Annotated in this window: 11 protein-coding genes; 2 read left to right on the top strand and 9 right to left on the bottom strand. The window is 72.8% G+C overall.

Annotation, left to right across the window (positions count from 1 at the left end; translation table 11 throughout):
• The first annotated feature begins 109 nt into the window (after positions 1 to 109).
• On the top strand, positions 110 to 922 hold the full coding sequence (locus Vau01_RS41840) for an SAM-dependent methyltransferase (RefSeq protein ID WP_204005518.1): 813 nt from the start codon (positions 110 to 112) through the stop codon (positions 920 to 922).
• A gap of 25 nt (positions 923 to 947) precedes the next feature.
• Here the strand turns inward: Vau01_RS41840 and Vau01_RS41835 are convergent, their stop codons facing one another.
• Genes Vau01_RS41835 through Vau01_RS41815 form a run of 5 tightly spaced genes read right to left on the bottom strand, consistent with a single transcriptional unit; the run spans position 948 to position 16516 of the window.
• Positions 948 to 2012: a pyridoxal-phosphate dependent enzyme gene (locus tag Vau01_RS41835; RefSeq protein ID WP_204005517.1), complete on the bottom strand. Its 1065-nt coding sequence runs from the start codon at positions 2010 to 2012 to the stop codon at positions 948 to 950.
• On the bottom strand, positions 2009 to 11998 hold the full coding sequence (locus Vau01_RS41830; protein WP_204005515.1) for a non-ribosomal peptide synthetase: 9990 nt from the start codon (positions 11996 to 11998) through the stop codon (positions 2009 to 2011). The genes Vau01_RS41835 and Vau01_RS41830 overlap by 4 nt, the downstream gene beginning before the upstream one ends.
• Positions 11974 to 13455 (bottom strand): condensation domain-containing protein, encoded by a 1482-nt coding sequence (locus Vau01_RS41825; protein ID WP_204005513.1) that lies wholly within the window; start codon positions 13453 to 13455, stop codon positions 11974 to 11976. Before Vau01_RS41825 ends, Vau01_RS41830 begins: the two co-directional genes overlap by 25 nt.
• The gene (locus Vau01_RS41820) at positions 13452 to 14798 is read right to left on the bottom strand and encodes a glycosyltransferase (protein ID WP_204005511.1); all 1347 of its coding nucleotides are present in this window, start codon (positions 14796 to 14798) and stop codon (positions 13452 to 13454) included. Before Vau01_RS41820 ends, Vau01_RS41825 begins: the two co-directional genes overlap by 4 nt.
• Positions 14795 to 16516, bottom strand: a complete 1722-nt coding sequence (locus tag Vau01_RS41815) for an HAD-IIIC family phosphatase (RefSeq protein WP_204005509.1) — start codon at positions 16514 to 16516, stop codon at positions 14795 to 14797. The genes Vau01_RS41820 and Vau01_RS41815 overlap by 4 nt, the downstream gene beginning before the upstream one ends.
• 24 nt (positions 16517 to 16540) lie before the next feature.
• On the opposite strand from Vau01_RS41815, the gene Vau01_RS41810 reads away from it, so the two are divergent.
• The gene (locus tag Vau01_RS41810) at positions 16541 to 16876 is read left to right on the top strand and encodes a hypothetical protein (RefSeq protein ID WP_204005507.1); all 336 of its coding nucleotides are present in this window, start codon (positions 16541 to 16543) and stop codon (positions 16874 to 16876) included.
• A 316-nt stretch (positions 16877 to 17192) separates the two neighbouring features.
• On the opposite strand, the gene Vau01_RS41805 is transcribed toward Vau01_RS41810, so the two are convergent.
• The 4 genes from Vau01_RS41805 to Vau01_RS41790 form a co-directional block, all read right to left on the bottom strand.
• Positions 17193 to 17846: an NADPH-dependent F420 reductase gene (locus tag Vau01_RS41805; RefSeq protein ID WP_204005505.1), complete on the bottom strand. Its 654-nt coding sequence runs from the start codon at positions 17844 to 17846 to the stop codon at positions 17193 to 17195.
• 51 nt (positions 17847 to 17897) lie between these two features.
• Positions 17898 to 19970 carry an alpha-galactosidase gene (locus Vau01_RS41800; RefSeq protein WP_204005503.1) on the bottom strand — a complete coding sequence of 691 codons (2073 nt, stop codon included), beginning with the start codon at positions 19968 to 19970 and terminating at the stop codon, positions 17898 to 17900.
• Positions 19971 to 19975: 5 nt separating this feature from the next.
• Positions 19976 to 21982, bottom strand: a complete 2007-nt coding sequence (locus tag Vau01_RS41795) for a glycoside hydrolase family protein (protein ID WP_204005501.1) — start codon at positions 21980 to 21982, stop codon at positions 19976 to 19978.
• Positions 21983 to 22051: 69 nt separating this feature from the next.
• Entirely contained in the window at positions 22052 to 23374 is a 1323-nt protein-coding gene (locus Vau01_RS41790) for an aspartate aminotransferase family protein (protein WP_204005500.1), read from the bottom strand.
• Positions 23375 to 23455: the final 81 nt, after the last annotated feature.

The following is a 23455-nucleotide window of genomic DNA, read 5'->3' as shown; positions in this document are numbered from 1 at the left end:
CTTATGTGGGCATCGTGAGTTGTGCGGAACGCATCGCACGTGACCCATCGACGGACTAGTTTGGCGTGATAAACCGTCACCCACCGTAATCGATCGAGGGGATCGACCGATGGCTCACGACTCCCCCGTCAGCCAGGCAGCCGACGCGAAGATCGACACGAGCATCCCGCACTCGGCCCGCATCTGGAACTACTGGCTCGGCGGCAAGGACAACTTCGAGGTCGACCGCGTCGTCGGTGACGAGGTGAAACAGATCTTCCCGTCGATCGTCCAGGCGGCCCGGAACTCGCGGGCGTTCCAGCGCCGCAGCGTGGCGTTCCTGGCCGGTGAGGTGGGGATCCGGCAGTTCCTCGACGTCGGCGCCGGCCTGCCCGCGCCGGGCAACACCCACGAGGTGGCGCAGGCGGTCGATCCGCGCGGCCGCATCGTCTACGTCGACGACGAGCCGATGGTGATCGCGCACGCGCGGGCGCTGCTGACCGGCACCGCTGAGGGCAGCGTCGCCTACGTCCGGGCCGATCTCCACCAGACCGCCGAGGTGGTCATGGGCGCCTCGAGGACGCTCGACCTCACCGAGCCGATCGGCCTGATGCTCCTCGGGATCGTCGGTCACGTCGCCGACGACGCGGAGGCACACGCGATCGTGCGGCGCCTGGTCGACGCCATGCCGTCCGGCAGCTACCTGACGATGACCGACGGCACGACCGCCTCCGGCGCGGCCTCGGTCGAGTCGATGCGCCGGTACGCCCGGAGCGGCGCCGTTCCGTACCACCTGCGGTCGCCGGCGGCGTTCGCGCACTTCTTCGACGGCCTCGACCCCGTCGACCCCGGCATCGTCTCCCCGCCCGACTGGCGGCCCGGCCCCGACGACGAGCCGGCCCCCGACATCGGCGGCCGCTGCGCCGTGGCCCGCATCCCGTAACGGTCAGGCCGTCTTCGGGCCGTTGTCACGCCGTCTTCAGGCCGCTTCCGGTCAGCGGGACCAGGATCTCCCCGGTGAAGCGCTGCCGGATCTGCCCGAGCGCGGCGACGGCCACCGCACCCGTCGGCTCCACGAGGAGGCCGGCGCCGGCCAGGTCGCGCACGGCGGCGCGGATCGCGGCCTCGGTGACCGTGAACACCGCCCCACCCGTTCGACGCGCCACCCGCAGCAGTTCCCGGCCCCGCACCGGAGCGGCGGTACGGATGCCCTCGGCGACCGTGCGTCCCTCGTCCACTGTGGACGGAACCGCGGCGCCGGACCGCCACGCGGCCGCGACCGGCGCGCACGCCGCGGCCTGCACGGCGACCATGCGCGGCACGCGGTCGGCGAATCCGGCGTCCACAATGGACCGGAACCCGTGGGCCAGGCCCAGGAACAGGTTCCCCTGTCCGACCGGGCACGCCACCACCGCGGGCAGCCGCCGGCCGTGCTGCTCCCAGATCTCCCACGCGCACGTGCGGTGCCCGAGCAGGAACGCCGGATGCCACACGTGGCTGGCGTACACGCCGCGGCGGTCGGCGCGGGCGGCGGCGTACGCGGCCGACCGGGGACCGGGCACCGGCACCACATCGGCGCCCGCGGCCGAGATCTGCCGCACCTTCGCCGCGCTCGCGGTCGCCGGCACGTAGACGCGCGCCGACACCCCGGCGGCGGCCGCGTACGCGGCGATCGACGCGCCCGCGTTCCCGGACGAGTCCTCGACGAGGTGGTCGGCGCCGTGCGTCACGAAGTGGCTGACGGCCGCCGACGTCCCCCGGTCCTTGTAGGACGCCGTGGGGTTCAGCTGTTCCAGCTTCGCGAGCACGGACCCGTCGGGCAGGTGCACCGGTACGAGGGGCGTCGCGCCCTCGCCGAGGCTCACCACCGGCTTCACCGGAAGCATCGCGGCGTACCGCCACATCGACCAGGTGCCGGTGTCGATCGAGCCGGGGTCGAACGGCGCCAGGTCGGTGAACTCCCACGGGCCACCGCAGTCGGCGCAGCACCACGCGAGCGGATCGGTGACGTCGTGCCCCTCGCCGCACCTCATCGGCGTTCACCCTTGACGATCGCCTCGTCCGGTTGGGCGTCGGGGGTGTCGGTGTCGAGGCGGCGCAGCGGCGGGTACGCGTACCCGGCGGCGTTCACGAGGACCGTCAGCACGCCGATCAGCACCAGCAGCAGCCCGACGCCGCGTCCCGGGCCGTCGCCGAGCGGCTCGAAGACGTTGTCCGCCAACGGTCCCGCGATCAGGTAGCCGACCGGCATCGTGGAGAACGCCACCATCTGGTTGATCGCGAACACCCGCCCGTGCAGGTGGTGCGGCACCTTCACCTGGATCAGCACCGTGTAGCAGGCGTTGCTGACCGCGAGCGTCGCCCAGAATCCGAACATCCCGGCCGCCATCGACCACACGCCCCACCCGGCGCCGAGCACCGCGATGAACACGCCACCGGCGAGCGCGTAGCCGAGGATTCCGTTCATCAGCTTCGCCGGTCCGCCCCACAACGTCATCGCGAGACCACCGAGCAACGCGCCCACGCCGCCGGTGGCCATCACCACGCCGAGCGCGCCCGCGTCGCTGCTGCGCAGGACGAGCGGCGTCACCAGCACACCGAGCATCGCCAGCAGGACGTTGCACGCGGCGGCCTGGATCAGCAGCGCCATGATGCCGCGCCGCGCGGTGATGTACCGGAAGCCGCCGGCGATCTCCGCCCGGATCGTCTCGCGCCGCCGCCACGGCAACGCGTTCGGGAACCGCAGCAGCAGCAACGTGAGCACCGACGCCGAGAACGTCACGACGTCGATGAGGATCACACCGGCCAGCCCGATCGTCACCACCAGCGCGCCGGCCACGAGCGGCGCCAGCACCTGCGAACCGGCGTCGAGACTCATCGCGAACCCGTTGGCGCGGGCCAGGTAGCGCTTGGGGATCAGTTGCGGCACGGCGGACAGGTACGCCGGTCGCTGAAACGCCGAGCACACCGACGACCACGACAGCACCACGAACAGGTGCCATGGTCTCAGGTCACCGGCCCAGATCAGGGCGGCCAGCCCGAGCGTCCCGGCGCCGGCGCCGAGGTCGGCGAGCAGCATCACCTTCCGCCGGTCGGCGCGGTCGACGACGGCGCCGGCGAACGGCGACACGAGGATGCTCGGCGCGAGCGCGCAGGTGGCGATCAGGCCCAGCAGCGTCACCGATCCGGTCCGCTGGAACATCCACACGCCGAGCGCGAACGCCGTCATGTTGGAGCCGAGCAACGACACGAACTGGCTCGCGGCGACGGTGGCGAACACCCCGAAGCCGCGCTTCGCCACCGGCTTCTCCACGCGGGTCGACGGTGGCCGCGCCCCGCCGATCACGTCTGCCACCTCGGTGGCGCGGTGCTTGAGGAAGTAGTGCCCGGACCGTTCGAGGACCACGAGGTCGACGCGGTCGCTGAACGACTCCCACTCCGCGACGCGCTCGGCGTGGTACTCGGTCAACGGGTCGCGGTCGCCGACGACGCACACGATCGGGGCGTCGAGTTTCCGGTGGTCCGGGTCGTGGAGGGTGCGGGTGTAGTAGTCCTCGGCGGCGGTCGAGTCGTGCCGCAGGTTCCGGACGATCCGCCGGATCTCGTCGGGCGTCAGCGCGTCGCCGAAGCCGCCCATCGAGCGGAAGAACGTCTGGTAGGTGCGGTCGCTCTGGAACCGGTCGAGCGTCAGGCGGCCGAGCAGCTTGCCGGGCAGCCGGGTGCTCGGGAACGCCGCGGCGACGTACACCGCGTGCACCGGCCGGCCGGCGGTCTCCAGGCGGCGGGCGATCTCGACGGCGAACGCGCTGCCGGAGCAGTGCCCGTACAGGGCGACCGGACCGTCCACCGTGGACATGATCTCGGCGGCGACGGCGGCCGCGACGTCCTCCAGCGGCAGCGCCACCTCGTCGGGTCGGGTCACCTCGTGCCCGGGCAGCGCCACCCCGTACAGCGCGTACCCTGTCGGCAGCGCGGCCGCCAGCGGCTGGAAGCTGATCGGGCTGCCGCCCGCGTACGGCACGCACACCACCGACAGCGTGCGGGTTCCGGGCGGCGTGAGTTCGTGCAGCAGACCGGTGCCCGTGTCGCCGGCATTGAGAACGGCGTCGAGAAGCGCGGCGAGCGCGGCGACGGTCGGCGCCCGGAACAGGTCCAGCACGCGCATCCCCGATCCGACGAGCCGCGCCACCGACACCGCCGCGAACGAGTCGCCGCCGAGGTCGAAGAAGTGGTCGGTGCGGCCGACCCGGTCGACGCCGAGCACCTCCGTGAACGCGGCGACGATCCGCCGCTCGGTGTCGGTCGCCGGTGGCTCGTACCGGGCCGACGCGGCGGGCGCCGGCGGGGCGGGGAGCGCACCGCGGTCGACCTTTCCGTTGGCGGTCAACGGCATCGCCGCGATCTCGACCAGCACGGCCGGCACGAGGTGGTCGGGCAGGCGCTCGCGCAGGGTCGCCCGCAGCGCGTCCAGGTCGAGCCCGTCTCCTTCGAGGTAGGCCACCAGTCGCGGCCCGTCGATCGCCACCACCGCTGCCGCCCGCACTCCCGGCAACTCCCGGACGTGCGCCTCGATCTCCCCCGGTTCCACCCGCAGGCCGCGGATCTTCACCTGCTGGTCCACGCGGCCGAGGAACACGAGCGTTCCGTCGCGGCGCAGCCGGCCCCGGTCGCCGGTCCGGTACATGCGGTCGCCGTACGGGTCGGGACGGAACCGGTCGCCCGTCTGCGCCGGGTCGTCGAGGTAGCCGGCGGTCACGCCGACGCCGCCGATCCACACCTCGCCGGGCACGCCGGGCGGCACCGGCCGCTGCCGGTGGTCCAGCACGTACACGCGGGCGCCGTCGATCGGTCCGCCGACCGGCAACGGCTGGGCCAGATCGTCGTCGAGCTCACCGCCGGGCTCCGCGACGTGGAAGGTCGACGTCATCGTGCACTCGGTCGGCCCGTACTGGTTGACGACCGTCGCTTGTGGACCGAACAGCGCGTGCGCGTCGGCGACGTCGCGCCGGTACATGCGCTCGCCGCTGCACAGCAGCAGCCGGAGCCGGCGGGACACCGGCCGGTGACCGCTGGCGACCATGCCGCGCAGCAGCGTCGGCACCACCGACAGCAGGCAGGTGACGCCGTGCCGGTCGACCGCGGCGAGCATCGCGGCCGGTTCCTTCGCCTCCTCGGGCCGGAGCAGCACCACGGTCGCGCCGACGGTGAGCGGGCCGATCAGGTCGCGCACCGAGGCGTCGAACGCGATCCCGGCGACCTGCAGCACGGTGTCCGATGTGGACACCCCGAACCGCCGCATCACGAACGACAGGTAGTTCACGGCGCCGCGGTGGTGGCAGAGCACGCCCTTCGGGACGCCGGTCGAGCCCGACGTGTGCACCACGTACGCGAGGTCGTCGGGGCCGGCGACGCGGGGTGGGTCGTGCGCCGGTTCGTCGTCGCAGCGCGCCGGGTGCAGGCGCGGCCCGTCGAACGGCACGGGCACGACGGCGTCGGTGAGCAGCAGCGCGGGCCGGGCCCGGTCGAGCACGGCCGCGAGCCGGGCGGCGGGATGGGTGGTGTCCAGCGGGACGTACGCGGCGCCGGACTTGAGCACCCCGAGGACGGCCACCACCAGGTCGACCGACCGCTCGACCGCGACGGCGACGAGGTCGCCCGGCCGGATCCCGCGCCGGCGCAGGGCGTGCGCCAATCGGTTCGCGCGGGAGTTCAGCTCGGTGTAGGTGACCCGTTCGGCGCCGGCGATCAGGGCGACGGCGTGCGGCGTCCGCGATGCCTGCGCCTGCACCAGTTCCCCGAGCGTCGCCGCACCGGCCGTAACCGGAGCGGCGGCTAAAGCCGGGACCTCCACCGGACCCAGCGGCAGGTCGAGCCAGTCCCGGTCCGGGTCCTCGGCGACGGCGCCGAGCAGCGCGACGTACCGGTCCACGAGATCCGACGCGGTGTCCGGGTCGAACAGGTCGGACCGGTAGGTGAGGTGCAGGTCCAGGCCGCCGGGGTGGCGGGTGGCCGTCATCGACAGGTCGGCCTTGGTGGTGGTCAGGTCGGTGCCGGCGAGGTGGTCGACGTCGACGCCGGGCAGCCGCAGCGGCGGACCGTCGGCCTCGATCACGTTGAACATCGCCTGGAACAGCGGCGAGTGGGCGAGGCTGCGCGGCGGGTTCAGCAGGTCGACCAGCCGCTCGAACGGCAGGTCGGCGTGGCTCAGCGCATCGAGCACCACGGCCTTCATGGTTGTCAGCACGGCACGGAACGTCCCGGCCGGCCGCACCCGCAGCACCACCGTGTTCAGCAGGCAGCCGACCACGCGCTGCAGATCGGGGAGGTCGCGGCCGGCGACGGGCGCGCCGACGGTCACGTCGGACCGGCCGCCGAACCGGGCCAGCAGCACGGCGTACGCGGCGAGCAGCGTCATGAACCCGGTGGCGCCCGCGCCGGCGGCCAACCGGTCGACCCGGCCCGACAGGTCCGCCGGGACGCGCCGCCACACGGTGCCCCCGGCCGGCCGCTGCACCGGCGGCCGGGGGCGGTCGGTGGGCAGCTCCAGCACGTCCGGCGCACCGGCGAGCGCCGACCGCCAGTACTCCGTGGCCGCCGCCTCCCGCCCGGCGCCCAGCCGGTCCCACTGCCACGCCGCGACGTCGCCGTGCGCGACGGTCACCGACGGCAGCGGCTCGCCGCCGTACGCCAGGGCCAGCTCCTCGAACAGGATCCGACCCGACCAGTCGTCGGTGATGCTGTGGTGCATGACGAGCGACAGCACGTGGTCGTCGGGCGCGAGCCGCAGCAGCCGCAGCCTCCACAGTGGACCCTCGGCGAGGTCGAACGGCGCCACGATGTCGGCCTGCGCGAGGTCGCGCGCCCCGGCCTCGCCGCGGACGTCGGTGACGACCAACGGAACCGGCGCGTAGGCGGCGATCTCCTGAACCGGCTCGTCCCCCGGGTACCGCACCCGCAGCACCTCGTGCCGCTCCCGGAGCAGGTTCCAGGCGCGCTCCAGGGCGGCCACGTCGAGCGGACCGCGCAGGCGCAGGATGTCGGGGACGTTGAGCACCCCGGTACCGGGCTCCAGCTGGTCCAGGAACCACATGCGGCGCTGGGCCGGCGACAGCGGGGCGTCCACATCGGACGGTCGTCGCGGAACGGTCGGCGCGGCACCGGTGGACGCCGCGCCGTCGACCAGGTCGGCAAGCCCCGCCACCGTCCCCGGATCGAACACCGCGCGGAGCGGAAGCTCCACGCCCAGCTCGCCCCGTACGGCCGCGACGAACCGGGCCGCCAGCAACGAATGCCCGCCCAACGCGACGAACGAGTCGTGCGCGCCGATCCGGTCGACGCCGAGCAGCCGCCGCCAGATCCCCGCCAACGCGCGCTGCGCCGGCCCGACCGGCTCGACGTAGGGAACGCCGGCCAGCTGCGCCGGGTCGGGTGCCGGCAGCGCGCGCCGGTCGACCTTGCCGCTGGCGTTGAGCGGCAGGCGGTCCAGCGGCACGTACGCCGCCGGCACCATGTACCCGGGCAGCCGCGCTCCCACCGCCGTCGGGTCCGGCGGCTCCCCCACCACGTACGCCACGAGTTGCAACTGGCCGGTGGCGCCGGGCCACGCGGCCACCGCGCAGTCGGCGACGCCGGGCAGGTCGCGCAGCACCGCCTCGATCTCACCGGGCTCGATGCGGTGCCCGCGGATCTTCAGTTGGCCGTCACGACGGCCGAGGAGGTCGATCGCGCCGTCCGGGCGGCGCCGTGCGAGGTCGCCCGTGCGGTAGACGCGCCGGCCGGGACGCAGCGGATCGGCGCCGAACCGGCCCGCGGCAACAACGGCGTCCGTGTAGCCGCGAGCCACGCCGTCGCCGCCGACCACGAGTTCACCCGCGACGCCCACCGGTGCCGGCCGGCCGTACGCGTCGAGCACGTCGGCGGTCATGCCGGGCATCGGCCAGCCGATCGGCATCGGCGCGGCCGGATCGCCGGGCGGCACCGGCCCGGCGTAGGCCGTGCTGTCGATCGCGGCCTCGGTGACGCCGTACGAGTTGACGACCGTCGTGTGTGGACCGACGAGCCCGACGAGATCGGCGAAGTCCCGGACGAACAGCTGGTCGGAGCCGACCACGAGGAGGTCGAGCCCGTCGAGCCGGCCGCCCGTCGCGCGCAGGTGTTCGGCGAGCATCCGGGCCACCGCCGGCACCAGTTCCACCATCGAGACGCGGTGCGCGACGATCAGCGCGTGCAGCGCGGCCGGGTCGAGCACCGTCTCCCGTGGACAGAACACGACGGTGCCGCCGCTGCACAGCCCGCGCACCAGGTCGGAGACGAAGACGTCGAACCCGAGGTCGGCCACCTGCAACAGGCGCGGCCGGTTCACCCCGAACTGCACGCGCCAGGCCCGGTACGTGTTGGCCAGGTTGGCGTGGGTGATCCGCACGCCCTTCGGAACACCGGTGGAGCCCGACGTGTAGATGACGTACGCGAGCCGGTCGCCGCCGACCTCCTGGAGCTCCTGCGCGACACCGACGCCCGCGATGTCCACGATGGACAGTCCCGCGGGCAACCCGCCGGCGAGCGCCGCCGATGTCACGGCGAACCGCACCCCGGCGTCGGCGAGTTGCGCCGCGATCCGGGCCGCCGGCGCGATCGTGCTCACCGGCACGAACGCCGCGCCCGCACCGAGCACGCCGAGCACCGCGACGGCCGCCGACGACGTGCGCTCCAGGTGGACGGCCACCGGCTCCTCCGGCCGCACGCCCAGCCGCAGCAACCGCTGGGCGACGCCGGCGGCCCGCCGTCGCAGGTCCCCGTACGTCGTCTCGGTTCCGTCGGGGTCGATCAGGGCCACCACGCCGGCCGGCTGGGCGTTGACCTCCGCCAGCACGGAGCGGGCCGGATCGGTTGGCGCAGGCGGGTTCCACCCCTCGACCGCGCGGCGGTGCTCGTCCGGCGTCAGCAACGGCAGCCGCCCGATCGGGTCGTCGGGTGCGTCGGCCATCGCGTCGAGCAGGGTGCGCAGGTGGGTGGCGAACCGGTGCGCGGTGGCGTCGTCGTACCGGTCGGCCCGGTACTCGACGGTCACCTGCAACCCCGCCGCGACGCGGCTCGCCTGCAGCGACAGGTCGAACATCACGTCGTCGAACTCGTGGTGCCATCGTTCGGCCGCGAGGTCGCCGAACCCGGCCACCGGCCCGGAATCGCCCTCGATCATCAGGCACGCGTACCGCAGCGGCGGCCGGTCCGGATCCTTCACGAGGTCGTACGGCACGTCCTGGCCGCCCACCGCGTCGACCACCGCACCGCGCACCCGCGCCAGCAGGTCGCGGTAGCCGGTTGTCGTGGCGTCGACGGCGCGCACCGGCACCGTCTGCACGAACGACCCGATCAGGTTCGCCAACTGCGGATGCGGCCGGCCCGCCACCACCATGCCGACGGTCACGTCGTCGCAGCCGGTGTAGCGGGCCAGCAGCGCGGTGAAGCCGGTGATGAGCACGTGGAACGGGGTGGTTCCGGCACCGACTGTGCTGCCAACGCCGCGCAGCCGTTCCACGAGCGCGGCCGGCAGCACCGTCGTCAGCTTCGCGCCGCGCGGCGGGCCGCCGGGTGCGGCGGGCACCGCGGCGACGACGGCGTCCGGCCGGTCGCCGGACAGCGCGTCGCGCCAGGCGTCGATCGCGGCGTCGAGGTCGCCGTCGTCGACGCGGCGACGCTCCCAGGCGGCGTAGTCGAGGTACTGCACCGGAAGTGCGGGCAATGGACCAGAACCGCCGGTCCGCCGGGCGTAGTGCGCGCCGAGTTCGCCGAGCGCGGTCGCCAGCGACCACCCGTCGATCGCGATGTGGTGCCACACGGTGAGCAGCAGGTGCTCCCGGTCGGCGGTGCGCGCGGCCACCACCCGCAGCAGCGGTCCCCGGGTCAGGTCGAACCGCTCGCGCCGGAGCCGGTCCGCCTCCTCGTGGGCCCGCTCCGGCGCACCACGGAGATCCACGTCCACAATGGACACGACGACGTCCGGCAGCACGACCTGGTACGGCTCCCCGTCCGTCTCGACGAAGACCGTCCGCAGGATCTCGTGCCGCGCCACCAGATCCTCGACAGCGCCCGCCAACGCCTCGCGGTCGAGGTCGCCGCGCAGGCGCAGCCCGGCGAACGTGTTGAGCATCGGCCGGTCGGGGCTGAGCCGCTCGGCGAGCCACATGCTGAGCTGGCTGAAGGAGACGCGGTGCCGGGCGCCGTCGACCCGCTCCACCACCGGGATCGGCGCGACGACCGCCGGGATCGCCGCGACGGCCGTCCCGTCGAGGGCCGCCGCCAACCCGGCCACCGTCGGGTTGCCGAACACCAGGCCGATCGGCACCTGGCGGCCCAGCGCCGCGGCGAGGTCGGCCGCGACCGCCATCGCCTGCAGGGAATGGCCGCCCGCGGCGAAGATGTCGTCGTCGGCGCCCAACCGGTCCGCGCCCAGCGCGCGCCGCCACGCCGCCGCGACCGCGAGCTCGGTGAGCGTCGCCGGTTCCCGCGACGTGCCGGCGAGATCGGGCGCCGGCAACGCGTTGCGGTCGAGCTTGCCGTTCGGCGTCACCGGCAACCGGTCGAGCACGACGATCGGTCCGGGCACCATCGCGGGCGGCAGTTCCGCGGCGAGGTACGCGCGCAGTTCCGCGTCCGGCGACCGCAGGCTCACGTACGCGACGAGCACCGGATCCCCCGCCGGGTCCGGCCGCACCACGACCGCCGCCTCCGCGACCGCGGGACGGCGCAACAGCACCGCCTCGATCTCGCCCGGCTCGATCCGGTGCCCGCGCAGCTTCAGCTGATCGTCGAACCGGCCCAGGTACTCCAGCGTCCCGTCCGGCCGCCACCGCACCCTGTCCCCGGTGCGGTACAGGCGGGCGCCGGGTTCAGCCGAGAACGGGTCGGCCACGAACCGTTCCGCGGTCAGCTCGGGCCGCCGCAGGTACCCGCGCGCCACCCCGGCGCCGCCGATGTAGAGCTCGCCCGGCACGCCGATCGGTTGCAGGCCACCGTCGGCGTCGAGCACCCACACCACGGTGCGGTCGATCGGCCGCCCGATGGAAACGGAGTCGGGTGAGAGCGGCACGTCCCAACACGTCGACCAGATCGTCGTCTCCGTCGGCCCGTACATGTTCACCAGCCGGCCGACCCGCGCCCGCAACCGCTGCGCCAGTTCCAACGGCAGGGCCTCGCCGCCGACGAGCGCCACGAGGTCGGGCCGGTCGAGTCCCGCCGCGAGCAGCAGCCGCCACGCCGACGGCGTCGCCTGCACGTGCGTCACGCGGTGTCCGTCCACAAGGGACACCACCGCGGCGCCGTCGTGGCCCGCGACCCCGCTCACCACGACCGTGCCGCCCGTGCTGAGCGGCAGGTACAGCTCCAGGCCGGAGATGTCGAACGCGAGCGACGTGCTGGCGAGCCACCGGTGCCCGGCCCCGCCGCCGAACACGCGCCGCATCGCGGTCACGAAGTTCGCCAGCGCGTCGTGCTCGACCACGACCCCCTTGGGCCGCCCCGTCGATCCCGACGTATAGATCACGTACGCCGCATCGGCGCCATCGGGCGCGGGGCCATCCGCATGTTGCGGGCCTTCCGTGGCTTCTTCAATCATGATGACGCGCGCAGCGCCGGCCGGCACTGCCGAATCCGTGCCTCCACACGCGATCACGGCCCGCGCCCCGGCGTCCTCGAGCACCATGGCGGTGCGGACCGGCGGGTACGCCGGATCGAGCGGCAGGTACGCCGCACCGGTCAGCCACACCGCGATCGGCGCGACCGCCAGGTGCTCCGACCGGTCGACGCAGATCGCGACCAGGTCGCCCGGGCCGACGCCGTCGGCGCGCAGCCGGGCCGCCAGCGACCGCGCCCGGTCCAGCGTCGCGCGGTAGGTCAGTTCGGTGTCGCCGGCCACCACCGCGATCGCGTCCGGGGTGGCGGTCGCCTGGAGCAGGAAGCGGTCGAGCACCGAACCGGTGTCGACAGTGGACAGTGTCGTCACGCCCCGGGTCCCCGTCCCCACGCCAGCAGCGTGGCCGTCTCGCCGGCGGGCAGCATCGGCACCGCCGACACCGGCCGGTCGGGCCGGGCCAGCAGGCCGGCGCCGAGCGTCGTCAGATGTCCGGCGAGCGCGGCCACCGGCTCCCGCGCGAACCGCTCGGCCGGATACTCGAACGCGGCCCGCACGGTGCCGTCGTGCACCGGCACCGCGACGAGCGTCAGGTCGAGATCGTCGTGGTCGGCGCTGACCGGCCACACCTCGGCGCCGAGCCCGTGCCAGCCGGCGTGCCCGTACGCGTGGTTGTGGAGGTTGAACGCGACCTGCACGAGCGGCGGCCGGCCGACCACGCGCGGCGGGGCGGCGGCCGCGACCACCGCCTCGAACGGCGCGTCCTGGTGCGCCAGCGCACCGGCGATCGCGGTGCGCACCCGGGTCGCCGCGACCGCGAACCCCGGCCGGTCGGTCAGGTCGGTGCGCACCGCCACGAGGTTGGTGAAGTTGCCGACCACGCCGGTGGTCTCGGCCCGCGTGCGGCCCTCCACGAACATCCCGACCACCTGGTCCCACCGGCCGGTGTAGCGCGCCAGCAGCACCGTGTAGACGGCCAGCAGACCGGGCGCCAGCCCGCCCGGGCGCAACGGCCGCGCGGCCCGCCCGTCGATCGTGAACCGGTGCACGCCCACGGTTCCGGCCGATGGCCCGTCGGGCTTCGGCAGCGGCAGGTCGAGCGGTTCGCCGGCGCCGGCCAACGTCGCCCGCCAGTAGTCCAGCGACCGTTCCAGCCGGCCGTCGCCGAGCAGGTCCCACTGCCACGCCGACACGTCCGGGTACTGAACCGCGTGCGGCGGCAACGGCACCGGGGTCCGGCGGACCGCGGCGGTGTACACGGCGGCCAGTTGACGCACGACGACGCCCATCGACCCGCCGTCCATCACGAAGTGGTGCCCCACGACGACGAGCACGTGGTCGTGGGAGTCGAGCCGCAGCAACGCCACCCGCAGCAGCGGGCCGCGACGCAGGTCGAACCGCTCCCGCCGGACGGCCTCCACCGCGCCGGCCGCCGCTCCCGGGTCCACGTCGAGCCGGCGCACCGTCACCGTCGCGTCGGCCAGCACCCGTTGCCGCACCAGCGGACCGCTGTCGTCGGCGACCGTGCGCAAGCCGTCGTGCCGGGCGACCACGGTGGACACCGCCCGCTGCAGCGCCGCCACGTCGAGCCGCCCGGTCAACCGGATCGCCGTGGTCACGTGCAACCCCGCCGAAGCGGGGGAGATCTCCGCCGCCAGCCACACCCGGCGCTGCGCGTGCGAGCACCCGACCGTCGAGTCCGTGCCGGCGGGTGGACGCGGTGCCGGCGCCGGCGGCTGCTCCGGCCGGGCCGTGCGCTCGGCGAGGCGGCGCATGAGCACGGCGCGCCGCTCCGCGGACAGGTGACCGATCCGGCTGCGCGCGTCGGTCGGGCTCGCCACGTCCGTCATTGCCGCACTCCCGCCCGACGCTCGGCCAGCAGCGCCGCCAGCGCCTTCCGCCGTTGCGGATCCAGCCGGCGCAGTCGCGCCGCCAGGTCGCCGCCGTGTCCGTCCACTGTGGACGGTTCGGCCAAGGTCGCGCCCTCCCGACCGACCCGGCCCGCGACCGCCTCCATCCGCTCGCACGCCGCGGTGGCACCGGCCGCCGCGTTCACGGACGGCGCGAGCTCGCGGACCCGCCGCGCGTATCCCGGATCGTCGAGCAGCCGGCGCAGCACCGCCGCCGCCTCCGCCGGGTCCCACCGCGCCGCCGGCAGCCACTCGCCGACGCCGACCCGCCGCATCCGCGCGGCGTTGTCGGGCCGGTCGACCCCGTGCGCCAGCACCAGTTGCGGCACGCCGGAGGCGACCGCGCGGGCGCCGGTGAGCACTCCGCCGTGGTGCACGACGGCCGCCACTAGCGGCATCACCGTGGCGAACGGCAACGCCGGGAACCAGTGGACGCCCGGCGGCAGGTCGGCCGGCACGAGCTCGCGGTGCCGGCAGACCAGGATGGCCGGCCGGCCCACCCGCACGCACGCCTCGACCGCGACCCGGTACCAGTCGCCGTGCAGCAACTGCCCCGACCCGCCGGTGATCAGGACCGGCTCCGCCCGGAGCAGAGTGTCCACTTCGGACGGTACGGCGCCGGTCTCGGCCTCGTCGTTGAGCAGGAAGCCGGTCAGCGCGACGCCGGCCGGCGCCGGCTCGCCCGCGTCGTCGAACCACCGCGGCCACAGTCCGATGTGGACGTCCGCCGACCGCAGCCAGGTCCCCCAGCGGGTCACCGGCGGCAGCCCGAAGCCGGCCCGCAACTCGTTCACCGGTGCGCCAAGCCCGCGCGGAAAGATCCGTTCGTTGAGCGGCGTCGCCATGTACTGCGTGGGGGCGAGGCCGACCCACACCGCCGGTACGCCGAACGACTCGCGCAGCATCAGCGCCGCGAGCCCCGACGTGTGCCGGGCGACCACCACCACGTCACCCGGGCGGCGGTCGCGGATCACCGCCGCCGCGTGCGTGTACTCGAACCGGATCTGCTCGAACAGGCCGTGCCGGCGGTAGAAGTCGACGAGGTTGTCGATGTCGCCGACCACGTCGCGCAGCAGGTTGTGCGAGTCGGCGATCTGCCGGTCGTACTCGTCGCGCGTGTCGGCGGCCACTACGCGCACACCGGCCCGGCGCGCGGTCTCGGCGTAGAACTCGTGCGTGTACAGCGTGACGTCGTGCCCGCGCTCGACGAGCGCCCGGCCGAGCCCGACGAACGGCAGGACGTCACCGTGGGTACCGCTGGTGCTGAGCAGGAACGTGGTCATCGCTCGAGGTCGAGCATCGCGCGGATCTCGTCGTCGGAGAGCTGGTCGAGCTCGTCGAGGAGATCGGCGAGTTCGGTCTCGCTGGCCGAGTCGAGCTGACGCTGGCGCACCGTGCGGGCGATGTCGGCGACCGTGAACGCCGCGGTGAACAGCTCGTCGATCGCCAGTTCCACCCCGAACTCGTCGCGCACCGCCGTGGCGAAGCGGACGATCAGCATCGAGTGCCCGCCGAGGTCGAAGAAGTTGTCGTGCACGGATCTCGGCGGGAAGTCCAGCAACCGGGCCCAGATCGCCGCGACCGCCGCCTCGACGGGGTCGTCGGTGACCACTGTGGACACCGGAGCGCCGCGGCGCGCGTCGATCGCGGCGAGCACCTGTTCGGCGGTCGCCAACGTCGTCGCGATGTACGCCCAGTCGGTCTCCCGCTCCGCTGCCGCCTCGACCACGGTGACCGCGACCGGTTTCTCTTCATACCGGGGCGTGATCTCGGCAGCCACCGCGAGTTCGAACCGGGCGCCGGTCGCGGTGTCGACGCGGTGCGCCGGCAACGACTCCAGGAACCGCAGCGCGGGTTGGTTGCGTTCCGTCGGCTCGTACGGGAGGACGACGCGGGTGCGCCCCTCCGCCCCGGCCAGCTCCGCGATCGCGGCGAGGATCCGGTGCTCCACACCGCGCCCGAGCACCCGGCAGCTCACCAGGAACGTCTCGACGACCAGGGCGTCCCTCTCGACCCCCGCGACCACGACGCCGACCTGTCCGTAGTCGCCGAACCGGTCGCGCACGTCGACCACGTGGCACCGCAGCCCGGCCGGCAGCGAAGCCAGCTCGGCCGGACCGCGCCGCACCGTGGTGAGGTTGAACTGGTTGGTGCGCCGGGTCAGCTGGGCCGCCCGGGCGAGGTCGGCGTCGGCGAGCGGACGCACGTCGACCGTGAGCTCCAGCGTCGCGAGGAAGGTCTCCAGTGACGGCGCTTGCGTGCGCGCCGCGTCCCGTTGTCTTTCCGCCCGGTACCGGTCGGCGCGCTCCCGGTCCTCGGCCGTGACCTCCGCGATGTCGAGCGGCCAGCAGTGCCGCAGGAACGGCACGACGGCCTCGGCGTCGGCGGGGACCCGCAGCGCGAGCGTGCCCGGGCAGCCGGCTTCCACCTCGGCGCACTCGACCGGGTTGTCGTCGAGGAACACGAAGCTGTCGACGCCCAGCGAGAGTTCGGCCGCGAGCTCGTGCACGTTGGCCGACTTCGGCGCCCAGTTGACGCGCATCGCCGCCAGGTGTCCGGTGCGCAGCAGCATGTCGGGGTGTCCACTGAGGACATCGAGCACGTCGGACTCGACGTTCTTGCTGCACAGGCACAGCAGCCGCCCGGCGGCCCGCTGTTCGAGCAGGAACTCCTGGAACGCCCGACGGGCCGGGCCGACCACGACGCCGAGGGCGCCGTCCTCGCCCACCACGCCGTCCCACAGCGTGTTGTCGGCGTCGACCACGATCACCTTCGGCCGCGGCGTGGCGGCGGCGTGCACGGCGCGCACCGTCACCGTCGCGAGCGCGGCGAACATCGCGGGCGTGTAGGGGACGTGCGCGGTGCTGTTGCCGTACGGGTCGAACCGCGCCGCGACGGGATACTGGCGGCGCACGTCCTCCTCCGTGAGCACGCGCACCCGCGCGTCGCCCGCGAACGCCGCCACCAACTGCTTCTCGGCCAGCCCGTCGCCGACCGCCACATCGGCCGGACAGCACACCACCAGGTGCGGAACCGGAGCGCGATCGGCGCAGGCCCGCACGGCGCCGACGAGATCATTCACCAGGTCGCGGGAATCGGCCTGCCATTCACCGAGGCTGACCAGAATGACATTCGCCCCGGACCGGTTCGTGGCCAGCGGACTATTCTCGGCGAGCAGCGCCTGGAATATCTGATTGTATTCGGCAAATGCTATTTCGGCCGGCAAACTGAGCTGCGACAACCAGAAGCCCAGCGGTTCGGCCAGCGGCTGAGCGGTAAAGTTGGCGGCGACAGCAATGCGCCCGAACAAGGTTTCGACGCCTCCCCCGAAGTCGAATCCGCTTTCCGGCTTCCGCGCTGAAGCCATTCCCACGAACGCCGAATACCCGACCTGGGGAGGCAGATCGGCAGCGGCACGACAAACATAGATTGGTCACATAGACGTGTCAACGGTCGATCGGACCATTGTCCGAAAGCGCAATTCGTTGCCAGGTTACTGAACAAAACAAAGATTCCATTGAATCCGGAAAAAAAGCGGCCAAGCAGTAAATCGACAATGCTCGATTATGCGAGCGCAAGTCGATCTTGCAGTTGTGGTGCCTACCAAAACATGGCAATTCAGTCGTTGTCTGGCACCACAACTGCAAGATCGGCTCCGAGGTGCCGCAACGCCGCGGTCAGCGGGTGGCGTTCGCCAGTGCGGCCTTTACCTCCGCGGCCGGGCCGGGGTGGTCGCGGTAGGGGGTGACGTACACCGGCGTGTCGCGTTCCTGGCGCCAGCTGTCGGCCAGCGTGCCCGCGTCGACCGTGTCGTAGCCGATCGCGTCGAGGAAGGCGGCCGCCGCGGCCTTGGCGTCCGCGTCGTCGCCGGCGATCGGAAGGGCACTGCGGTCGGGGGCGCCGGCCGGGCGTGGGAGCGCCGCGAGATCCACGACGTAGATGTTGTTGAACGCCTTCACCACGTGCGCGTCGGCGCCGAGGTGTTCCTGCAGCAGGCCGCTGGTCGTCGCGGATCCGTCGTCGAGGGCGGCGACCCGGCCGTCGCGCTCGGGGTAGTAGTTGTTGGTGTCGAGGACGACCTTGCCGGCCAGCGGAGCGGCCGGCACCGACCGGTAGGCGTGCAGCGGGACGGTCACCACGACCAGGTCGCCCGCCTCCGCCGCCTCGGCCGGGGTGGCCGCGCGGGCCTTCGGGCCGAGCTTGGCAACCAGGTCGGCGAGCGTCTCCGGCCCGCGCGAGTTGCTGAGGACGACGTCGTAGCCGGCGGCGACGGCCAGCCGCGCCACGGTTCCGCCGATGTTGCCGCTACCGATGATTCCCAGTGTGGTCATGCCGCGGGTAACCGCCGCGCGTGGTCCGCGATTCCTGGTGTGTCACCGGCGTCACACCCGTTCGAGGACGAACAGGGCGCTCGCGTAGTCTCCGCGCAGCACCGGACGCAGCCCGTGCCGCATCAGGAACGCGCCGCCGTACTCCGTTCCGCTGTCGACGTCGCGGTAGCGGGCGGCCGGGTCGAGGCCGCGCAGCCGCACCGGCGGGTCGCCGGCGTCCTGCCGTACCGTGCGGGCGAACACGAACAGCGCCACCTGTGCCCCGTCGGCCGCGACGCAGCACACCGCGAACCGCTCGGCGGGGCCGCCCGACGAACGCGCCGACCCGAGCCGGTACCGGGCACCGAGCTGAACCGTGTCGCGGATCTCCTTGTACCGGGCCACGTAGCCGGCCGCCTCGACCCGCTCCGCGGCCGGCCACCGGTGGATGGTGCCGCCGACGCCGAGGATCCCGGTCATCGCGACGTGGAAGCGGAACCGCAACGGCACCGCGCGATGCGACAGGTAGCCGGGCGAGTCGGTGACCCAGCACGACATCGTCAGCGGCGAGTGGACGAGCGAGTAACCCTCCTGAATGGACAGTCGCTCCAGCGCGTCGGTGTTGTCCGACGGCCACGACAGCTCGAACCGCGACAGCGTGGCGAGGTCGGCCCGGCCGCCGCCCGACGCGCACGTCTCCAACCACAGGTCCGGATGCGCCGCCCGCAACTGGTCGACGACGGCGTGGAAGCCCGCCTCGTGCGCGAGCTGCGCCGCGCCGGTCGCGTCGGTCATCGAACGGTTCAGGTCCCATTTCAGGAAGTCGAGGTTCCCCGCGCGCACCAACCGGTCGAGCGTGCCGACCGCCCAGTCCTGGACGGCGGGGAGGCCGAAGTCGAGGCCGTAGCTGTGCCGCACCGTCGCCGGCTCGCGGTCGGGCCACCGGTGCACCCAGTCGGGATGGTCGCGGAACAGGTCGCTGTCCGGGGTGACGGCCTCCGGCTCCACCCACAGCCCGAAGCGCATCCCGAGCGCGTGCACCTCGTCGGACAGCGCCGCCAGGCCGGCCGGAAGCTTCGCCGGGTCGGGCCGCCAGTCACCCAGCCCGGTCGTGTCGTCGGGCCGACCGGCGAACCAGCCGTCGTCGACGACGAACAGTTCGACGCCCATCTCGCCGGCCAGCTTCGCGAGCTCTACCTGGTCGCCGTGACGCACGTCGAAGAACGTGGACTCCCACGAGTTGTAGAGCACCGGCCGCGGCCGCTCGGGACGCGGCAGCACGAACTCCCGTTCGTACCGGTGCCACCGCGCCGTCAGGTCGGCGAATCCGGCCGCGCCGTAGACGCCCACCGTCTCCGGCGACTCGAAGCGGTCACCGGGCCCGAGCACCACCCGGAGATCGAAGTCGTTGACGCCACCGGTCACGTGCGTGTACCCGTCGCCGGACAGGTCCGCGACGAGCTTCCACGACCCGCCGTGCGCGACCGCGACCGACCAGATCTCGCCGTGCTCCTCGGAGACCGAAGACGCGGAGACCGCGAGCCACGGCTGGTGCGCGTGCCCCGGCACGCCCCGCCGCGACTCGACGACCGCCTTTCCCACCGACAGCGGGAACCGGCGGATCTGGGTCTCCGCGGCGTAGCCACCGGAGAGCGTCGTGGCGTCGTACGTCGCCTGCCACGGCACGGCCCAGGTCGCCGACGCCGCGCGGGTGAGCGTCACCGGGCTGTCGCCCCGGTTCTCGACCGCGACCGACCGGACCAGCGCCGGCCCGCGGACCTCGTACCGGAGCGTCACGGCGAGCGGCCGGTACCGGTCGGTCAGCAGCACCGACAGCGTCGAACCCTCGGTAGAGAACGAGGAGTACGCCAGATCCACCGCGGTGACGCCGTCGGCGAACTCGACGAGCAGCGCACCCTCGTCGAAGCGGCGTCCCCCGTGCGCCACGAACTCCTCGTGGTGGGCCCGCGGCGACGACCACGTGTTGGATCCGATGCGATGGCCGGCGCCGTCGGCGACGAGCGCGGGCACGTCGGCACGGTCGAGCGGGCCGCCCCAGTACAGGTGACGCAGGCCCGCGGTGAACGCGTAGCTGAAGCCGTCACCGTTGAGCAGAAAGGAGTCGGCGACCCGCTCGACCGTCATTCAGATCACTTCACCCAGTAGGAGTAGAGGTCGGCGCCCTGGACGTGGAACTTGAACTTCACGGCCCGACCGGCCAATGTGGACAGTTTCGCGCCGCCCAGCCAGCGGGCCTCGGCCCGGTACTGGTCGCCGACGATCGGCAGCGCCTTCGACGCCTCGAAGCCGGGAACCGGTTGACCCGAAACGGCGTCGAGGACCTCGACCTTGATGAAACCACCGTCGCGCGTCACCGCGTTGAGGTTCAGCTCCCGGCCGGTGAACGTCACCGGCTTCGTGACCACGAACCCGGGGTCGCCGCTGGTGCGGCGGGCGGCGTTGGTGAGGGAGACGAAGCCGTCCCGCCGCCATGTCGCGAGGCCCGTCTGGCCTTTGTACGGCACGGCGTTCGGGTCGGTGGTGTCCTGCCCGCCGTGGCCGGCGTTGAACGCGCCGTAGTACAGCTGGATCTCGCGGTCGGTCACGAGCGCGTTCGACGCGGTGTAGATCGCGCCGTCGTCCCAGGCGCCCGGGTCGCCGGACTCGATGGCCGGATCGCGCACGGGCCGGCTCCAGTTCACCAGGTCGCGGGAGGACGCGATCTGCGGGTTGATCGGGCCGGCACCGGCGCCCGACTGGGAACCGGTGGTGTAGTTGGTGATCAGGAAGACCCACGGCAGGCCGACGTACGTGCTCTCGTACGGCAGCACGGGCATGCCGTAGATCTGGCCCTCCAGCCCGCCGATCGCCTTCGCCGCGCCGGTGTCGGCGTAGTCGCCGCTGACGCCGAGCACGGGCGTCGTCCAGGTGACGAAGTCGGTGCTCGTCGAGACGAACGCCGACCGGTTGTAGATGCCCGGGGTGGCGGCGGTGAACATGCGCTTCTTGATGGTGGCGATGTACCGCTTCGTGCGCTGGTCCCACGTCACGTTGGACACGTCGCCGTCGAGCAGCACCGGCTTGTCGGCGTGGTTGGTCCAGGTGTAGCCGTCGGGCGAGAACATGACGTAGTAGCCGAGGGTGTCGTTGACGACGCCGCCACGGAACTGCAGCAGTGAGAACCGCCGCTCCGGCACGGCCTCCGGGTTGTAGGCGATCGTGCCGCCGCCGGCGACCACGAGGTTCGTCTGCGACGCCGGGATGTCCTTGTACCCGATGGTCCCGCGACCCAGCGGCTTCACCCACCGCTTGCCGTCGCGGCTCTCGGCGTAGCAGAGGTAGTAGCCCGGCGGCACGTCGTTGTTGCAGTCGTACCACATCCGGTAGGTGTCACCGATCTTGAACACCGACCCGTAGATGTACGCCGACGACTCCCACGGGTTGTCCGGCCGGATCACCGGGTCGGCCAGCCTGGTCGCCGGGTGCACCACCCGGCCGACGTCCTTTGTGGACTCGATGCGGTAGTCGTCGAGGAACAGTTCCCGCTCGCCGCCCAGCGCCGGGTCGTACGCGGCCGGCGCCTGGTCGAGCCGCAGGTCGTCCCAGTAGTACTGCCCCACGTCCGTCGGGCCGGCCGAGATGCGCACCGAGACGTTCGCGGTGCGCTCCGGCGCGACGCCCTGGAGCGTGACGGTCTGCCAGTCCAGCAACGGCTGCGGCGTGACCGCGCGGGTGTCGAGCACCTGGTTCTCGAAGCTGGTGAAGACGAGGGACAGCACCGGCGGTGTGCCGTTGCGGCCCTTGGTCTTCGCGGTCACCGTGTACGTGGCGCCCGGCGCGGCCACCGCGCGCGGACTGGTCACCGTCACCGTGCCACCGTCGGCGTTGGTGACCTGCAGCGAGCCGAGGCCCGAACTGCGGAAGGCCGACAGGTTCACGATCGTAGCGCCTGGCACGTTGCCGTCGACCGCCCAGTCGGCCGGGTGGCCGGACCGGTCGCCGGTGTCGAAACCGCCGTTGGGAACGAGGTTCCCGGCCTTTCCCACCACCGGGGACGGCGTGGTCTGACCGGTCGCCGATCCCGCCACCGAGGCGACGACCGCGCCTACGGTGACGGTGACGAGAAGGAGTCGCGCGCGGTTACCGATAAGCGTCATGAGCCCTCCGAAGGGGAACAGCAGAGGTTCACGAGCTTTAATGGAACACCGTTCCATGTCAAGGAAACGTCAGGCGACGCCGGTGTTTCGAAGCTCCGTGAGCACCTCGCGGGCCGCCTCCAGCGTCCGGTCGATCTCCTCCGACGTGTGCGCGCCGGAGATGTGGTTGCGCTTGAGCGACATGGGGAGCATCAGGAAGCCGCGCTCGGTCATGCCGCGGTGGAACGCGACGTACGCGGCGTCGTTGTTGCGCATGAGGTCGCGGTACCCGAGCACGGGCGCCTTGGTGAAGTACAGCGCGAAGACGCCGCCGAAGCCGGCCGGGGTCGCCTCGATCTCCAGTTCGGTGACGATGTCGGCAAGGCCCTGCCGCATCCGCTCGCCGAAGCCGTGCGTGCGCTCGTAGAAGTCGGGGTGCGCCTTCAGGTAATCGATGGTCGCCAGGGCCGCGGCGCAGGCGACCGGGCTGCCGTTGAACGTGCCGGCCATCAGCACGTCGCCGGTGCGGCCGTTGAAATGCTCCATCAGGTCGCGCCGGCCGGCCACGCCGCCGATCGGGAACCCGTTGGCCATGCCCTTGCCGAACGTGGTGATGTCCGGGACGATCCCGAGCACCTCTTGGTAACCGCCGAGCGCGTGGCGGAAGCCGGTGATCACCTCGTCGAACACCAGGATCGCGCCGCGTTCCTGCGTCACGTCGCGCAGGCCCTGTGCGAAATCCTTCGTCGGCACGAGCGCGCCGACGTTGTGGGGGATGGGTTCGAGGATCACCGCGGCGATGCGGTCGGGGTACCGGTCGAACAGGTCCACCACCGAGTCGAGGTCGTTGAACTCGGCGATGAGCGTGGAGTCCACGGCCTGCGCCAGGATGCCCTTGGACAGCGGGTCGCGTCCGTAGGCCTTGTCCGGCGCCGAGATCACGTTGCGGGCGACCGCGTCGTGCCAGCCGTGGAACCCACCCTGGAACTTGATGATGAGGTCCCGGTCGGTGACGGCGCGGGCCAGCCGGATCGCCTGCGCGGTCGCCTCGGAGCCGCTCATGGTCGCGATCATCTGCTCGGCGGAGGGGATGACCTCCACGATCCGCTCGGCGAGCGCGACCTCGAGCTCGGTGACGCCGAGACCGGTGAGGTCGACGCCGTCCATCGCCGCCCGCGCCGCGTCGTTGACTTCCGGGGCGTTGTGGCCGAGGAGGATCGCTCCGAAGGCGGCGTGGTAGTCGAGGTACCGGCGACCGTCCGCGTCGGTCACGTAGGCACCGTCGGCCGCGACGAACGCGTAGGGCTCACCGATGTAGCGGGTGGAGGAGTTCACACCACCGGGGATGACGCGCGCGGCGGCCGCCGCGATCGCCTGACCACGCGGAGACCGCGAAGACTCAGGTGTTGGCATGCTGGCGACGCTAAAGCAGTGCGTCACAACATGGCAAGATGTTCCATGTTTTACGCATCCGCAATCTCCGGACCGCCGGAT

It is taken from the genome of Virgisporangium aurantiacum (genome assembly GCF_016863635.1).
In the GTDB taxonomy this organism is placed as follows: domain Bacteria; phylum Actinomycetota; class Actinomycetes; order Mycobacteriales; family Micromonosporaceae; genus Virgisporangium; species Virgisporangium aurantiacum.
The sequence above is the reverse complement of the archived record's forward strand: the minus strand, read 5'-3'. Positions and strand labels throughout refer to the sequence as shown.

Bases quoted from the DNA above. Each gene is read 5' to 3' on its own strand.
- Vau01_RS41800 (WP_204005503.1), bottom strand. From the start codon at position 19,970: ATGACGGTCGAGCGGGTCGCCGACTCCTTTCTGCTCAACGGTGACGGC.
- Vau01_RS41835 (WP_204005517.1), bottom strand. From the start codon at position 2,012: ATGAGGTGCGGCGAGGGGCACGACGTCACCGATCCGCTCGCGTGGTGC.
- Vau01_RS41795 (WP_204005501.1), bottom strand. From the start codon at position 21,982: ATGACGCTTATCGGTAACCGCGCGCGACTCCTTCTCGTCACCGTCACC.
- Vau01_RS41820 (WP_204005511.1), bottom strand. From the start codon at position 14,798: ATGACCACGTTCCTGCTCAGCACCAGCGGTACCCACGGTGACGTCCTG.
- Vau01_RS41840 (WP_204005518.1), top strand. From the start codon at position 110: ATGGCTCACGACTCCCCCGTCAGCCAGGCAGCCGACGCGAAGATCGAC.
- Vau01_RS41825 (WP_204005513.1), bottom strand. From the start codon at position 13,455: ATGACGGACGTGGCGAGCCCGACCGACGCGCGCAGCCGGATCGGTCAC.
- Vau01_RS41805 (WP_204005505.1), bottom strand. From the start codon at position 17,846: ATGACCACACTGGGAATCATCGGTAGCGGCAACATCGGCGGAACCGTG.
- Vau01_RS41790 (WP_204005500.1), bottom strand. From the start codon at position 23,374: ATGCCAACACCTGAGTCTTCGCGGTCTCCGCGTGGTCAGGCGATCGCG.